Origin of the sequence: Curtobacterium sp. MCBA15_007 (assembly GCF_001864905.1) — a bacterium.
In the GTDB taxonomy this organism is placed as follows: domain Bacteria; phylum Actinomycetota; class Actinomycetes; order Actinomycetales; family Microbacteriaceae; genus Curtobacterium; species Curtobacterium poinsettiae.
On record NZ_MJGM01000001.1, the window covers coordinates 515023 to 528534 of the forward strand.

16 protein-coding genes are annotated in these 13512 nt (G+C 70.9%); 4 read left to right on the plus strand and 12 right to left on the minus strand.

All coding sequences use genetic code 11. The features are described from left to right. Nucleotides 1-200: 200 nt before the first annotated feature. The 8 genes from BIU95_RS02485 to BIU95_RS02520 form a co-directional block, all read right to left on the minus strand. A complete protein-coding gene (locus BIU95_RS02485) occupies nucleotides 201-434 on the minus strand; it encodes a hypothetical protein (RefSeq protein WP_071250189.1) in 234 nt (77 codons plus the stop codon). Then, on the minus strand, nucleotides 431-1222 hold the full coding sequence (locus tag BIU95_RS02490) for a hypothetical protein (protein ID WP_071250191.1): 792 nt from the start codon (nucleotides 1220-1222) through the stop codon (nucleotides 431-433). The genes BIU95_RS02485 and BIU95_RS02490 overlap by 4 nt, the downstream gene beginning before the upstream one ends. Before the next feature lie 27 nt (nucleotides 1223-1249). Next, nucleotides 1250-1792, minus strand: coding sequence for a hypothetical protein (locus BIU95_RS02495; protein WP_071250193.1), 543 nt, complete (start codon nucleotides 1790-1792; stop codon nucleotides 1250-1252). A 17-nt stretch (nucleotides 1793-1809) separates the two neighbouring features. Next, a complete protein-coding gene (locus BIU95_RS02500; RefSeq protein ID WP_139179597.1) occupies nucleotides 1810-2394 on the minus strand; it encodes a hypothetical protein in 585 nt (194 codons plus the stop codon). Beyond that, nucleotides 2391-2951 (minus strand): hypothetical protein, encoded by a 561-nt coding sequence (locus BIU95_RS02505; protein ID WP_175470706.1) that lies wholly within the window; start codon nucleotides 2949-2951, stop codon nucleotides 2391-2393. The genes BIU95_RS02500 and BIU95_RS02505 overlap by 4 nt, the downstream gene beginning before the upstream one ends. Nucleotides 2952-3031: 80 nt before the next feature. Beyond that, nucleotides 3032-4240, minus strand: coding sequence for a putative T7SS-secreted protein (locus tag BIU95_RS02510; RefSeq protein ID WP_071250201.1), 1209 nt, complete (start codon nucleotides 4238-4240; stop codon nucleotides 3032-3034). Further along, on the minus strand, nucleotides 4237-4464 hold the full coding sequence (locus BIU95_RS02515) for a hypothetical protein (protein WP_139179600.1): 228 nt from the start codon (nucleotides 4462-4464) through the stop codon (nucleotides 4237-4239). Before BIU95_RS02515 ends, BIU95_RS02510 begins: the two co-directional genes overlap by 4 nt. Nucleotides 4465-4619: 155 nt before the next feature. Then, complete coding sequence (locus BIU95_RS02520; RefSeq protein WP_042539789.1) at nucleotides 4620-4913, minus strand: WXG100 family type VII secretion target; 294 nt, start codon at nucleotides 4911-4913, stop codon at nucleotides 4620-4622. 106 nt (nucleotides 4914-5019) lie between these two features. Here BIU95_RS02520 and BIU95_RS02525 point away from each other — a divergent pair, with 106 nt between their 5' ends. Further along, nucleotides 5020-5544 (plus strand): FHA domain-containing protein, encoded by a 525-nt coding sequence (locus tag BIU95_RS02525; RefSeq protein ID WP_161598103.1) that lies wholly within the window; start codon nucleotides 5020-5022, stop codon nucleotides 5542-5544. Here BIU95_RS02525 and BIU95_RS02530 read toward each other — a convergent pair. The 4 genes from BIU95_RS02530 to BIU95_RS02545 form a co-directional block, all read right to left on the minus strand. After that, a complete protein-coding gene (locus BIU95_RS02530) occupies nucleotides 5517-6440 on the minus strand; it encodes an oxygenase MpaB family protein (protein WP_083389182.1) in 924 nt (307 codons plus the stop codon). The genes BIU95_RS02525 and BIU95_RS02530 overlap by 28 nt on opposite strands. Beyond that, the gene (locus BIU95_RS02535; protein WP_139179601.1) at nucleotides 6437-6802 is read right to left on the minus strand and encodes a hypothetical protein; all 366 of its coding nucleotides are present in this window, start codon (nucleotides 6800-6802) and stop codon (nucleotides 6437-6439) included. Before BIU95_RS02535 ends, BIU95_RS02530 begins: the two co-directional genes overlap by 4 nt. 38 nt (nucleotides 6803-6840) lie before the next feature. Continuing rightward, nucleotides 6841-7128, minus strand: coding sequence for a hypothetical protein (locus BIU95_RS02540; RefSeq protein ID WP_017888156.1), 288 nt, complete (start codon nucleotides 7126-7128; stop codon nucleotides 6841-6843). A 244-nt stretch (nucleotides 7129-7372) separates the two neighbouring features. Further along, complete coding sequence (locus tag BIU95_RS02545; protein ID WP_071250209.1) at nucleotides 7373-9004, minus strand: RecQ family ATP-dependent DNA helicase; 1632 nt, start codon at nucleotides 9002-9004, stop codon at nucleotides 7373-7375. Nucleotides 9005-9227: 223 nt separating this feature from the next. On the opposite strand from BIU95_RS02545, the gene sucC reads away from it, so the two are divergent. The 3 genes from sucC (at nucleotide 9228) to BIU95_RS02560 (ending at nucleotide 13498) form a co-directional block, all read left to right on the plus strand. Then, on the plus strand, nucleotides 9228-10397 hold the full coding sequence (sucC, locus tag BIU95_RS02550; RefSeq protein WP_071250211.1) for an ADP-forming succinate--CoA ligase subunit beta: 1170 nt from the start codon (nucleotides 9228-9230) through the stop codon (nucleotides 10395-10397). A gap of 11 nt (nucleotides 10398-10408) precedes the next feature. After that, the gene (gene sucD, locus BIU95_RS02555) at nucleotides 10409-11296 is read left to right on the plus strand and encodes a succinate--CoA ligase subunit alpha (protein ID WP_071250213.1); all 888 of its coding nucleotides are present in this window, start codon (nucleotides 10409-10411) and stop codon (nucleotides 11294-11296) included. A gap of 141 nt (nucleotides 11297-11437) precedes the next feature. Next, nucleotides 11438-13498 carry a DUF6350 family protein gene (locus tag BIU95_RS02560; RefSeq protein ID WP_071250216.1) on the plus strand — a complete coding sequence of 687 codons (2061 nt, stop codon included), beginning with the start codon at nucleotides 11438-11440 and terminating at the stop codon, nucleotides 13496-13498. Nucleotides 13499-13512: the final 14 nt, after the last annotated feature.

Below are 13512 nucleotides of genomic sequence, written 5' to 3' on the forward strand. Positions count from 1 at the left end.
CACCGGAGATCGTGGTCGTCGTGGTCGCAGCGCGGTGGTCGGACGAAGCCCCCCGCAGCGTCATGCTGCCGCTCATGGCCTGATTCTCGCAGGTTCCCCGGTCCGGCAGGCACGGTCCGGTCGTTCCTGTGGACACCGATTGCAGAGTGGAGGCGCGGTGGAGGAATCGAGGCCGGTCACGTCGTGCGTCGGGCGCAGAATCACCGCCGTGCCCCGCGGATGTGTCGGCTCCCGATGGCAACGCCGAGGCCAGCGGCGACTGCCCACGAGATGTACCGGACGAGCCATGCCGTCTCCCCGTTCCACGGACCGACGTCGTACTTGCCGCCGGGGAGGAACGACAGGCCGACGCCGATGGCGAGGACGATCAGGGCGTCGCGTGTGAACGACCACCACGGGTTCTTCGGCGTGTTCCGCCTGCGGCGTCGAGTCATTTCCTGGGCACCTTCCTGGTATCGGCAGCTCGGGGAAGCCACATCGGGCGCGTGAGGAACTGGAGCACGAGGACCAGCGACAGGACGAACAGGACGACCACGCTGATCGGGAACCACCCCGGCCGGATCCCGATGATCCCGAACGACTGCAGGAAGAGCGAGACCAATCTCATCCCACCGGCTCCGCGACCGGGATGGGATACCTCGACGCCCGGTGGGTCGGGGGCGATGGCGGAGCAGAGGACAATCAGCGCACCGCCGAGCACAGCACCCGCTGCCGAGAACGCGCGGATGCGTCGACGCGCGTCGGCTCGCGGCAGACGCGCGGCCTGGATGAACATGAAGGTCGCGCTGACGAGGGCGATGATGATCGCTCCGACGACGATGAGCGCGACGATCGCGGCCGAGGCGATCCCGATCCCGAGACCCGGACCGATCGCGAGCGTTTCCAGCGCCACCGCGAACCGGCGGCCAGGCGGAACGACTGTGAAGTCGAGGGCCGTCACCAGGACGATGTGGCTGCCGACGATGGTCGACGAAGCGGAGAGGAATTGCCGACGAGCAGGCCGCTCGGCGAGGACCAGGGCCCAGAAGTAGCCGAAGCCGACTGCGCCGTACGTGCACCAGAGGGCAATTCGGCTCCGTTCCGGCGTGCCGTCGGTCGGGAACGTGATCCACAGGCAGACCGCGGTCAGCCCGAACGCGGTCAATGATGCAAGCGTCCAGGCCTGCGCCCGACGAGACATCTTCCGGTCCGTGATGTCGAGGAAACGATACGTTCTCGTCATCCTCGACGACACCCTCGGCTGGTACCGCTACTGCGCACGGAGCGAACGCGCGAGTGACTCGACGTCGGGTTCGAGCGACGGGATGAATTCTGGTGGAAGCTCCATCCGGAGTTGTGTCGCGAGGCCGTCGACCACGAACGCCGCAACCCAGCCGACTCGCTCCCCGGCACGGTTCAACGCGGCGCGCAGCCCCTGAACCCCTGGGGTGATGACGGCGGGCTCCGCGACATCGATCTCGACGTCGGTGCTGTTGCCCGGACCGACGAGCCGTCGGAGCTGTGCGGAGACGTCTTGCTCGGCTGGTTCCCAGCGCACCCGCACCATGAGCACCTCTTCCGGGAGTTCGGCGAGGTGGACGAAGTACTGCTCGTTCGGTTCGGTTGCCTGCGCGACCGACCCCAGCAGCGTCTGCAGGAACATCTGCTTCGGATGCGGGCTGAAGAGGCGACCGGGGAGGACGTCGCGCACGGCCGGTTGCGCCCACTTCATGATCTTCTTGACGGGCGCGCCGCCGAGGTCGTTCGGGACGGGAAGCCACGTCTCATGGGTCCCCGGGGCTGCGATCTGCATTCCGCTCCTCATCGCGCTCATCTGGTCGGTGGCTCACCGTATTGCATCGTGATCGCTCCGACGAAGTCGTCCACGATCGCGGACAGGTTCGTGAGTCGGGTGAGGTCGGCGTCGGCGTACGACACGCGGACAACAGTCCCGGCGACGGCGAACGCGTACGAGACGATCCCGGTCACGGAGCGGTCTTCGCCCCCGACGTGGAACCGCACCGCGCGGACACCCTCTCCGAGGCCGGCCGCGGTGAAGGGCTCGACGATCGGGGTCTCGATGGCTGCCGGGTCTTCTACCCCGACGGCCAGAGCCAGGTCTCCGGTGTCGGTGTCGTGACCGGCAGCGATGACGCGGACGAGGGCGAGGTCCGCGTCCGCGGAGGGCAAGTAGACGGCGCGGAGTTCGTCGGGGTTGCTCGATGCGGCAACTGCCGTGAGTGACAGGGAGAGCCACTCGAAGGCCTCGGGCCGTGCGAGTGTCTTGGCCCGTGCGGTGGACGCGGCCCAGTCCTGCAGCAACTCCGGGGAAGCGAAGGACTCCCGTCCGGGTACGAGGATCCACTCGGGTCCAACGTTAGCGACCACGACTCCGGTGGCGATTCGCGAATTCATGCTGGTCCCCTGTCGGCAGCGGACATCACGGTGCCGTCACCGTCGAGCCAACGGAACGTCCCGAGGAGCGCATCGAACAACTCGGTGAGTGAACGCACCACGGCGGTCACGGCGTCGAGGCCGTGCTCGTCCGTCACGGCACTCACCACCGTGAAGACCAGCCCCAGCAGGAACGTGTCGTTGCCTGGCACCTGGACCAGCGCCGTCTGACGGGCCAGGACCTGTACGCCGTCTTGCACCGGCTCATCGGGGTCGAGTGGAGCATCGTCGACGACGCAGACCGAGCCTCCTACCGACCTGACTCGTGCACGACCTCTCGCCATCCGAGCGAGCAGGAGTTCCTCAGGGCTGTGCCCGGACGAAGCGGTCACCTCGACCTTCGCAACAGTGATGTTCGCTGCGATGGCAGTGGTGGGGATCGGCCCTTGCGTCATGTAAGTGTCGAGGAGCCGGTGGTCCGGGTCGCTCGCCAGCGCCGTGTCGAACTGGGTACCGACGGCAGCGCGCCAACCAGGCTCGTCCGGCGCGGTCGCTACGGTCCCGACCAGGTCGAGCATGCTGTCGCGATCCAGAACAGGGATGTGCATCCAGCCCGCAGGGAGGGCGATCGCGTACGATCTCGCGACAGCCTCAGCTGCTACCACGCTGCGCCTGTCCGGAAGGTCGTCTTCTTGGCCAAGTCGTTCCATGCGGGAACGTAGTCCTTGAGCCATCCGCCCCCGTCGAGCGCCATCCCGGTCCACCCCGCGCCGGTCCCGACTCGGATCCAGGTCTGGAGTTTCGCAACCGCTTCGGCGCTCTGCCCTGCAGCGCCGACACGGGAGCGGTTGAGCCACTGCGCCATCTGAGCGATGTCCTCGTCACCGGCCGCGGCGAACCGGTACCAGGGACGGAGCCCCTCGCTCGCGACTCGTTCGAAGCTCCGGTTCACCCGGACGACGGCGTTCGCGACGTCGTCCCCGCCTCGGACGAGCGATCCGACACGCGACATCCCTACCTCTGACACCGCGGTCCGACCAGCCGACACGGCGAGCTTGCCAGTACCGAACGTCGCCATGCCGACCAGGTCGAGTCCGACGTCCGCCCAGGAACCGGTACCAGCCGCTGCCTTGGCGGTGTCGCCTACCAACGCCGTACCCATGAGGATGAGCGCGGCGGCTCCGAGCCACGACGTCAACGGGAACAGCAGCGCAGCGATCGCGAGGACCGTCGCCGCGAACTGCACGACCTTCAGGACGACCGAGATCCACTCGTCGTTGTCTTTCATCCACTGCTTGAAGTCGTCCCACGCGCTGTCGTTCAGGCCGTCGTCAACGCTGTCGTCGATCTTCGCTATGGCGCGCTGCGCGGCAGTATCGAGCCCTTCCAAGGCGGCAAGCATGCTGCTCGCGGCCTGGGTCGCGTCTGCTCGTGCTCCATCGGCCCGCGACCGCTGCGTGTCCGCGAGTGTCTGGTACTCCTGCTGCTGATCGGGATCGGTGGAGCTGTTCGCGAGGTCCTGGTAGCGGTCATGGGAGCGGCTGGAGGACTGCGCTTCGGTTTCGCTCTGATCGTGCAGCCGAGTGGCACTGGATGCCTCGTCGATCGCCGTAGTGAGCGCCGTCGCGTACTCGGACAGTGCGTCTCCGGTGCCCGAGTAGCGGCCTTCGGCGCGCCCGAGCTTGTCGGCGAGGTCGCCTGCCTTTTTCAGGAAGGCGGTGACCGCTTTGCTCTCCGAATCCGAGCCGTCCAGTCGCTTGAGGGTGCTGGCCGCGTCGCTGATCGCGGTAGCGATCTGGTGGTAGCGCTGCGCCATGTCCTGAACGGCAACGGGATCGCCCGTAGGACCTGCCACGAGCGCGCTCACTTCTCGCTCGCAATCGACTTGACGAGTTCCGATTCGGTGTCGTCGAAGGCGCCATCGACGTTCAGTGCGAGCTTCGCGAGCTTCTCGATGGAATCGCTGAGTTCGCGTCGGTGACTGTCCCACCCCGATGAGAACGACCGGATGCGGTTCGCAAGTGCGGCATGCCCAACGGCGTCCGCCGCGTCACCCGAGTGCTGGTCCGCGTGGTCGAACTCGTTCTTCACCGCGTTCAGGTCGCTCCAGAGCGACTGCATCTTCGCGCCCTGGTAGCGCAGAGTCCCGCCTGCCAATGTCTTCCTCTTCCCCCGGTGTCACGTGGTAATACTGAGAGGAGTGGCCGACGTCCGAAGACGCCGGCCACCACCGTTCAGAGCCGGTCTCAGCCGATGCTGGACGCGAGCTGCTCGTCGGTCGACTCGAGCGTGTTCGCCGCGCTCTCGAGGAACCCGGCCATGCCGTCGATGGCCTGGACCGTCTGCGTCGCACCGGAGTTGAACTCCGAGTACGTCGAGTCGAAGGCCTTCGAGGACTTGTCGGTGACGTAGCCCGACGAGACGAGGTTGTCGATCTGGCTCTTGAGCTGGCTCAGCTGGTCTTCGATGGCCTTCTGGCCGTTGCGAAGCTGCGAAGCCTGGTTGCGAAGATCGTCGTAGGTGACGTTGACATTGGCCATGGCGCATGCCCTCCCGATGCGTATGTGAAGTACCGGGAGCCCCCCGGCGCTTCTCGACCATACTTGATCCCGTTGCAGCCCGCACCATTCCTGAACGATCTCCATGATGAAGGGGGACACCGTGGCACGACGCCGCAAGGACGACGAGGGGCCGAAGCGCCCCGCGGTCACGCGTGCAGACGTCGAGCGCGACCGGCAGGCCGGCTACCTGTCCCGCGCCTGGGTGCTGCCCGCTGCCCCGGTGTCGGACGACGAACCCGACGCCGTCGTCCAGACCGAGCAGCCGCTGCCCACGATCGGGGTCGTGCCGCGCCTCGTGCTCGAGATCGCCCCGGGCAACGTCGTCCCGCTCGACCAGCCCGTGGTCGTGGGGCGACGCGTCCCGACCGCGCCGGGGCGACGAGCGGTCCTGCTCGACGACCCGGGGAAGTCGGTGTCGCGCGAGCACGCCGCGATGCGGCCGACGGGTGACGGCGGCCTGGTTGTCGAGGACCTCGGTTCGTCGAACGGCACCGTGGTCGTGCGCGCGTCCGGTGCCCAGGAACCCAGCGTGGGCGGTGCGCAGGTCATCGCCCGGCCCGGTGACGTCGTGATGGTGGGGGACTACGCCGTGCGCGTGCTCGCAGGCTGACCAGCACCAGCACCAGCACCAGCACCGCCACCGCCACCAGCACCGGCGCCACCAGCCCCACCAGCCGCGCTGCGTCGCTCGGCGGTCCGCCGCATCGCCCACAGCAGCACCGGCCCCGGCACCCGCAGCAGCGCCCGCGGCACGAGCGCCCGCACCCCGGCCACCACCCGCACGGTCCGCCGGAAGCGCCGCTCCTCGCGCCGCCCCCACGCGAAGCCGTAGGCCGTGCGCACCGGTTCCGGCAGCATCCCCACGGTCACGATGCGCACGAGGGGCATCGCCGCCCGCACCCACCGCGGCGCGAACCGCGGGTGCAGCAGGTCACGGACGACCCCGCGGGCGTCGTCGGTGACCTGCAGTCCGTCGAGCGTCTGCTGCCAGTACCGGTCGAACGCCGCCACCGAGGTCGGCCAGCGCTCCGCTGGCACCCGCAGCGCGGTCGCGATCGGCGCGTAGGCGGCGAGGACCTGCTCGGCCCGGGCAGCGGAGACCTTCGTGCCGAACAGGTCGTGCGCCCGCCGGGCGGAGTCGAACAGGGTCGCGGCCACCCAGAGCTGCCGGTCGACGTCGTCGGCGCCGGCGACGGGCCCGTGCGCGTGGTTGACGAAGCCCGTCGCGGTCGCCGAGTCGGACTCCGTGCCGATGACGACGGCGTAGATGAACATCAGGGTGTGGGCGAGCCGCTGCTGGGGTCGCCGGGCGAAGTCCGAGTGCCGTCGGACACCGGCCGCGACGACCGGGTCGGCGATCTGCAGCAGGATGGCGCGGCCGCCCGCGGCCACGGGTGTGCTGTCGGCGAGGAACCGACGCAGGTGACGGCCGTGGACGTGCGCAGGAGACGGACGGGAGGCCCGGTGCGGGCCGTGCGCCGCGCCTCCAGGCCCTGGGGTGGTCACGCCGCACCCCGTCGGCGTCGCGCCCGCAGGACGGGTCGCAGGTCCACAGCGATCGCCACCAGGAGCGCGACTCCGCCGACGATCACGGCGACCCGTGCGGAGGCGGGGTCGACGGGCGCGTCACCGGTCAGGGCGAGGAGCGTCGCGACGAGCCAGATCGCGGGGAGCGGCCAGAGGCGGGTCGGGGAACCGGTGACCAGCGCGCCGAGGACGCCGGCGACGAGCAGCGGGACCCAGCGGCCACCGGGCTCCGAGCGGGCGGCGAGGTGCGCCGCGGCGGCGACCAGCAGCATCACCGCGACGGCCAGCAGCCGCGCCGCCGAGGGCATGCTGCGGACGCTGGCACGGACTCGTCGGAACACGGCCCGATGCTACCGAGCCGTGTTCCGGGGGAGCCTGGTCAGAGCGGCTTCGTGCCGAGGTCGCCGCCGAGGTCCGGGCGCTCCTCGTCCTGCTCCCACAGGTCGGGCGAGCCCTCGCGCGGGGATCCGCCGGTGGGACCGTCGTCGGAGCCGTCACCGGGCTGCGGTTCCACCGTCTCGCCGGCGACCGCGTCGTTCGTGACGGTCTCGAGCGACTCCTCGGCCTCGTCCACCTCGTACGGGCCGACGTGCTCACGGTCGATGTCGTCGTCGCGACGCTGCTGGGAGTCGAAGTCGTCGACGGGGCTGATGCCGGGGTCGCTCATGGTGGTTCCTTTCCGTTGCGGGCTTCCTGCCTACCCGCGGGTGCTTGGCGGCTGTCCGGTTTCGTGTCGTGTTCACCCGGGCGTCACCTCCCGGTCACGCCGTCACGGCAGCATCGCCGATGCTCGGGGGAGTGGAGCGCGGTCGCCGACGGGTGGTCGAGCGGCCGCGCCTTCCCCGCCCGGGTCGGCTGCGCTGGTGCGCTGGCCGCCGGTGTGCTCCGTCCGTGCTCCGTCCGTGCCGCTGTCAGACGCGTTCGAGCAGGTCGCGTTCCTCGACGTCGGCGAGTGCGAGGGTGCGGTAACCGGCGGACTCGAAGAACACCGTGATGCGGTCCTCTTCCGTGCTCATCACCACGCCCGTGCCCCACTCCGCGTGCTCGACGCGGGCATCCGGTGGCCAGACGGCGTCGTTCGCACCGTCGGCCACGTGGGCGGAGGCGTCGCGTGCCGTGCCCGACGAGCAGGTGTCGCAGTTGCCGCACGGCTCCGGCAGCTCGTCGCCGAAGTAGCCGAGCAGGAACTGCCGGCGGCACGCGGTCGTCTCGGCGAGCTGGCGCATCATCGCGATGCGGGACTCCTCGACCCGTTCCCGTTCGGCGGCTCGGTCGGCGGTGGCGCGAGCCGCGCGGTCGGCGTCCCGGGGGCCGTCCGGCATCCGGGAGACACCGTCGACGTCGTCTCGCAGGGCGCCGGCGTCGAGCAGGGCGTTGAGCGCACGGCCGGCGGTGCGGGCCGACAGCCCCGAGGCCTCCGTGAGCGCGGAACGGGCGATCGAGCCGCTGGGCGGGACGGCGTCGAAGACGGCCCGCACCGATGCGGGGCGGGGGGAGCCGGACGCGAAGAACGTGCGCAGGCCGAAGTCCTCGGCGCGGTAGTGCAGGGTGGCGCCGGCCGGTTCGGCGTCCCGCCCGGCCCGTCCGATCTCCTGGTAGTAGGCGTCGACCGACTCCGGGACGTCGGCGTGCACGACGTACCGGACGTCGGGCTTGTCGATGCCCATGCCGAACGCGCTGGTCGCCACCACCACGTCGACGTCGCCGTCCAGGAACCCGGTGTGCACGGACTCGCGCTCCGCCACGCGCATGCCGGCGTGGTACGGCTGCGCGCGACGACCACGGGTGGCGAGGGCATCGGCGTACTCGGTGGTCGCGGCGCGGGTGGCGACGTAGACGACCGTGGCCCCGTCCAGTTCGGCGACCTGGTTGACCACGGCCTGGCGCTTCTCGGCGTCCTCGGCGTGCCGGATGACCTCGAGTCGGATGCCGGGTCGGTCGAACCCCGACGCGAGCACGAACGGGTCGCGCATGCGGAGCCGCTCGACGATGTCGTCCCGCACCGGAGCGGAGCCCGTCGCGGTCAGGGCGAGCACGGGCGGGCGGCCCAGGCGCTCCGCGACCTCGCCGAGCGCCAGGTAGTCCGGTCGGAAGTCGTGACCCCAGGACGAGATGCAGTGCGCCTCGTCGACGGCGACCAGCGCGACGCCGGCATCGCGGAGTCGCTCGAGCACGTCGTCCTTCACCAGCTGTTCGGGCGCCAGGAACACGTAGCCGACCTGGCCCGCGGCCACGGCGTCCCAGGCATCGGCGACGTCCCGGGCCTTCTTCGTGGCGTTCAGGGCGACGGCGCGGGGCGCACCCGGATGGTGCTCGAGCCCGACCACCTGGTCCTCCTGCAGCGCGACGAGCGGGGAGACCACGACGACGAGCCCGTCCAGGCCGAGGCCGGCGACCTGGTAGATCGCCGACTTCCCCGAACCGGTGGGCATGACCGCCAGGGCGTCGCGGCCTTCGAGGACCGCGTCGATGACGGACTCCTGGTCGGGGCGGAGCTTCCAGCCGAAGACCTCGGTGGCGCGGGTACGGAGTTCGGGGTGCACCGATCCACAGTGCCGAGCGGGAGCCTGAGGCCGGTCCCAGCGATGCGCGCAGCGGCTCACGCCCGTCGGAGCCGGCCCGCTCCGGCATCCGTGCACCGGCCGTCCACCGAGCAGCGCTAGGCTGCGTGGCGGCCGTTGTCTCGACATCGAGCGACCCTCGATGTGGAGTGCGCGACCGGGAAACCGATGCCGATCGCACGAACCGTGCGGGAAGAAGAACAGCGTGGATCTTTTCGAGTATCAGGCCAGGGACCTCTTCGAGTCCTACGGCGTCCCCGTGTTGCAGGGGATCATCGCCGACACCCCCGAGCAGGCGAAGGCGGCGGCCGCGAAGATCGGCGGCGTCGTGGTCGTCAAGGCGCAGGTGAAGGTCGGCGGTCGCGGCAAGGCCGGCGGCGTCAAGGTCGCGAAGACCCCGGACGAGGCCTTCGAACACGCGCAGGCCATCCTCGGCCTCGACATCAAGGGCCACACCGTCCAGCGGGTCATGGTCGCCCAGGGTGCCGACATCGCCGAGGAGTTCTACTTCTCCGTGCTGCTCGACCGGGCCAACCGCTCCTACCTCTCGCTCACCAGCGTCGAGGGCGGCATGGAGATCGAGCAGCTCGCCGTCGAGAAGCCCGAGGCACTCGCCCGGGTCGAGGTCGACCCGCTGACCGGCATCGACAAGGCCGCCGCGCTCGAGATCGCCGCGCAGGCGAACTTCCCATCGGAGCTGCAGGACGCCGTCGCCGACGTCTTCGTCAAGCTCTACGACGTCTACAAGGGCGAGGACGCGACCCTCGTCGAGGTCAACCCCCTGGTCCGCACCGGCGACGGCCAGATCCTGGCACTCGACGGCAAGGTCTCGCTCGACGAGAACGCCGACTTCCGCCACGAGGGCCACAAGGACCTCGAAGACACCGCCAGCGAGGACCCGCTCGAGGCCAAAGCGAAGGCCCACGGGCTGAACTACGTCAAGCTCGACGGCCAGGTCGGCGTCATCGGCAACGGCGCGGGGCTCGTCATGTCGACGCTCGACGTCGTCGCCTACGCCGGTGAGCGCCACGGCGGCGTGAAGCCCGCCAACTTCCTCGACATCGGCGGCGGCGCCTCGGCCGAGGTCATGGCCAACGGCCTCGACGTCATCCTCGGCGACCCGCAGGTGAAGAGCGTCTTCGTGAACGTCTTCGGCGGCATCACCGCGTGCGACGCCGTCGCGAACGGCATCGTCGCCGCGCTCGGCATCCTCGGCGACGCGGCCACCAAGCCGCTCGTCGTGCGCCTCGACGGCAACAACGTGGAAGAGGGTCGTCGGATCCTGGCGGAGGCAGCGCACCCGCTCGTCACCGTTGCCGCGACCATGGACGATGCGGCCGAGCAGGCCGCCGAACTCGCCGCCGCAGCGGCCTGAAGGGACTGACCATGTCGATCTTCCTCAACAAGGACTCCAAGGTCATCGTCCAGGGCATCACCGGCGGCGAGGGCACGAAGCACACCGCCCTGATGCTCAAGGCCGGCACGAACGTCGTCGGCGGCGTGAACGCCCGCAAGGCCGGCACCACCGTCACCCACGGCGACGTGTCGCTGCCGGTCTTCGGCTCGGTGCGCGAGGCCATCGACACCACCGGTGCCGACGTCTCGATCGTCTTCGTCCCGCCGGCGTTCGCGAAGGACGCGGTGACGGAGGCCATCGACGCCGAGATCCCGCTCGTCGTCGTCATCACCGAGGGCATCCCCGTGCAGGACTCGGCCGAGTTCTGGGCGCACGCCAAGGCGAAGGGCGGCACGACCCGGATCATCGGGCCGAACTGCCCCGGCATCATCACCCCGGGGGAGTCCCTCGTCGGCATCACCCCGGCGACGATCACCGGCAAGGGCCCGATCGGGCTCGTCTCGAAGTCCGGCACCCTGACGTACCAGATGATGTACGAGCTCCGGGACCTCGGCTTCTCGACCGCCATCGGCATCGGCGGCGACCCCGTCATCGGCACCACGCACATCGATGCGCTCGCCGCGTTCGAGGCCGACCCCGAGACCGAGGCCATCGTGATGATCGGTGAGATCGGTGGCGACGCCGAGGAGCGCGCGGCCGAGTTCATCAAGGCGCACGTCACCAAGCCGGTCGTCGGCTACGTCGCGGGCTTCACCGCTCCCGAGGGCAAGACGATGGGGCACGCCGGCGCGATCGTGTCCGGTTCGGCCGGCACCGCCGAGGCGAAGAAGCAGGCGCTCGAGGCCGCAGGCGTCAAGGTCGGCAAGACGCCGTCCGAGACCGCCGCGCTGCTGCGCGAGGTCGTCGCCGCCCGCTAGCGACCAGCCCGTTCCGCAACACACCGGTGTTCGTCGGGTGAACCGCGTCTTGCGCGTGTTCGTCCTGCGAACACCGGTGTTTTGCGTCGGCAGCCGCGCGGCTCCGGGGTGGCCGCGCGAGGGGCACGTATCCTCGCTGCGATGAACCGCCTGGGAACCGCTCTGCTCGCCGCGATCGAGGCGGTCGTGACGGTCGGCGTCGGCATCGGGATCGCCCTCGTGCCGCTGACGCTGCTCTGGGGGTTCGAGTACGGCCTGCAGGTCGACTGGGACGTCTTCTGGAAGGCCACCGGCAGCGTCTGGCTCGTCGGGCACGGCGTCGACGTCTCGTTCCTGCTCGGTTCCGCACTCGCCAAGAGCACCGGGGTCAGCGGCGCTGCCGACCCCATCCACGTCACCCTGGCGGCCCTCGGGTTTGCGGTCGTGACCGCCTGGCTCGGCGCCCGTGCCGGACGCCGGTTCGCCGAGACCGAGCACCGCACGACCGGCCTGCTGGTCGGCACCGCCGTCGTCGCGCTCCTCGGTCTGGCCGTCGCGCTGTCGACGACCTCCGCCGCCACCCACCCCACGCTCTGGCAGGCCGTGGTGCTGCCGGCGCTCTGGTTCGGGATCCCCGCACTCGCCGCGTCCGAGGTCTGCCGTCGTCGCCGGGACATGCCCGCCGACGCCGTCACCCAGCGGGTCATCGACCTGGTCGACCGCGTCCCAGCCGTCTGGCGGTCCGTCGCCGGGTTCGGGCTGCGCGCCGGGACCGCAGCGACCGCCGTGGTCGTCGGCGTGGCCGCGGTGCTGGTCGGCCTGCTGCTCTTCACCTCGTTCGCCGAGGTCATCACCCTGTACGAGCAGTCGCACGCCGGGGTGATCGGCGGCGTCGCGCTCACCGTCGGACAGCTCGCGTTCCTGCCGGACTTCGTCGGGTGGGCGACCTCGTGGCTGATCGGCCCCGGGTTCGCCATCGGCACCGGGTCGAGCGTGTCCCCGATCGCCACGACCCTGGGCCCGATCCCCGGCCTGCCGGTCTTCGGCGCGCTGCCGACCTCGGGTCACACCTTCGGGCTCGTCTGGATCCTGGTGCCCGTCATCGCCGGGTTCGCGATCGGCGGCTCGATGCGGCCCCGGTTGGTGCGGGCCCTGGGCACCGCCGACTCCGCGCTGCACCGTGCGTTCGGCGGCGTCGCGGCAGGACTCGTCGCCGGCGTGCTCACGGGGCTCATCGCCTGGGTGTCGTCCGGATCGTTCGGCCCGGGACGCCTGGCCGACGTCGGCCCGAACGCCCTGGCGGTCGGTGGGTTCGCCGCACTCGAGGTCGGCCTGCCGGCGATCATCGCCCTCGCCGCGGGCAGTGACCTCGTCCGCCTGCCGGAGGGCGGGTGGAGGCGCGAGCGCTGGACCGAGGCGGACGAGGCCGACGAGGACCACGACACCGCGCGCGCCGGAGCAGACCTCGGCGAGGGGTCCCTGCTCGCCGCGCTCGACCAGGCCGGGGCCGGACGGACCACCGACGTGCACCGCTTCGTCGTCGAGGAGTCCCACGACGGGTCGACGGCAGCGCGCCCGCGGGTGACGACCGAACGCGCGACGACCGAACACACGACCGGGCCGATCGGCAGCGAGGTCGTCGGGGACGAGCCGGCCGATGCGACACCGCCCCGCCCCGCCCGCGAACCCGACCCCGCCTCCGCACCCACGCCTCCACCCCGTGCCGGCGACACCGACCACGACGTCGAGCTCCCCGACTGGGCGAAGACCGACGCGGTGGCCGCCGACCGCCTCGCCGCCGAGCCCGAACCGGTGCGACGCGGTGCCGGACGAGCAGCCCTGGGCGGCCTGCGCGACCGTCTGGCCGGCGCGGCCGAGGGGGTCCGGGGACGAGCCGGTGCACTGCGCGGCCGCGTGACCGGCTCCGACGCCGAGCCGCAGCAGCCCGCCCCCGAGCCGCCCACGGCCACCGCCCCCGCGGCAGCACCGCCGCGCGTGCCCACCGACGCCCAGCCCGCGTTCCCGTGGAGCACCGAGGAGTTCGTCGCCGGCCGGGACGACCTGGACGAGACCGCTGAGGCGGACCGCGTCGACGTCGTCCACGACACCCGGGCGCCCGCACCGGAGCGGGAGCAGCAGCCCCGACCGGCGAAGTGGGACGTCACCGACCAGATCCCCGAGGACGAACTGCCCTGGTGGCGACAGCCGAAGGACGACCGGTAACCGCGCCCGCCGAC

What these genes read in the sequence shown, in the direction of transcription:
- sucD (WP_071250213.1), top strand. Translation starts at nt 10,409, where the DNA reads ATGTCGATCTTCCTCAACAAGGACTCCAAGGTCATCGTCCAGGGCATC.
- BIU95_RS02525 (WP_161598103.1), top strand. Translation starts at nt 5,020, where the DNA reads ATGAAGGGGGACACCGTGGCACGACGCCGCAAGGACGACGAGGGGCCG.
- BIU95_RS02500 (WP_139179597.1), bottom strand. Translation starts at nt 2,394, where the DNA reads ATGAATTCGCGAATCGCCACCGGAGTCGTGGTCGCTAACGTTGGACCC.
- BIU95_RS02490 (WP_071250191.1), bottom strand. Translation starts at nt 1,222, where the DNA reads ATGACGAGAACGTATCGTTTCCTCGACATCACGGACCGGAAGATGTCT.
- BIU95_RS02485 (WP_071250189.1), bottom strand. Translation starts at nt 434, where the DNA reads ATGACTCGACGCCGCAGGCGGAACACGCCGAAGAACCCGTGGTGGTCG.
- BIU95_RS02520 (WP_042539789.1), bottom strand. Translation starts at nt 4,913, where the DNA reads ATGGCCAATGTCAACGTCACCTACGACGATCTTCGCAACCAGGCTTCG.
- BIU95_RS02560 (WP_071250216.1), top strand. Translation starts at nt 11,438, where the DNA reads ATGAACCGCCTGGGAACCGCTCTGCTCGCCGCGATCGAGGCGGTCGTG.
- BIU95_RS02505 (WP_175470706.1), bottom strand. Translation starts at nt 2,951, where the DNA reads ATGCTCGACCTGGTCGGGACCGTAGCGACCGCGCCGGACGAGCCTGGT.
- BIU95_RS02495 (WP_071250193.1), bottom strand. Translation starts at nt 1,792, where the DNA reads ATGCAGATCGCAGCCCCGGGGACCCATGAGACGTGGCTTCCCGTCCCG.
- BIU95_RS02540 (WP_017888156.1), bottom strand. Translation starts at nt 7,128, where the DNA reads ATGAGCGACCCCGGCATCAGCCCCGTCGACGACTTCGACTCCCAGCAG.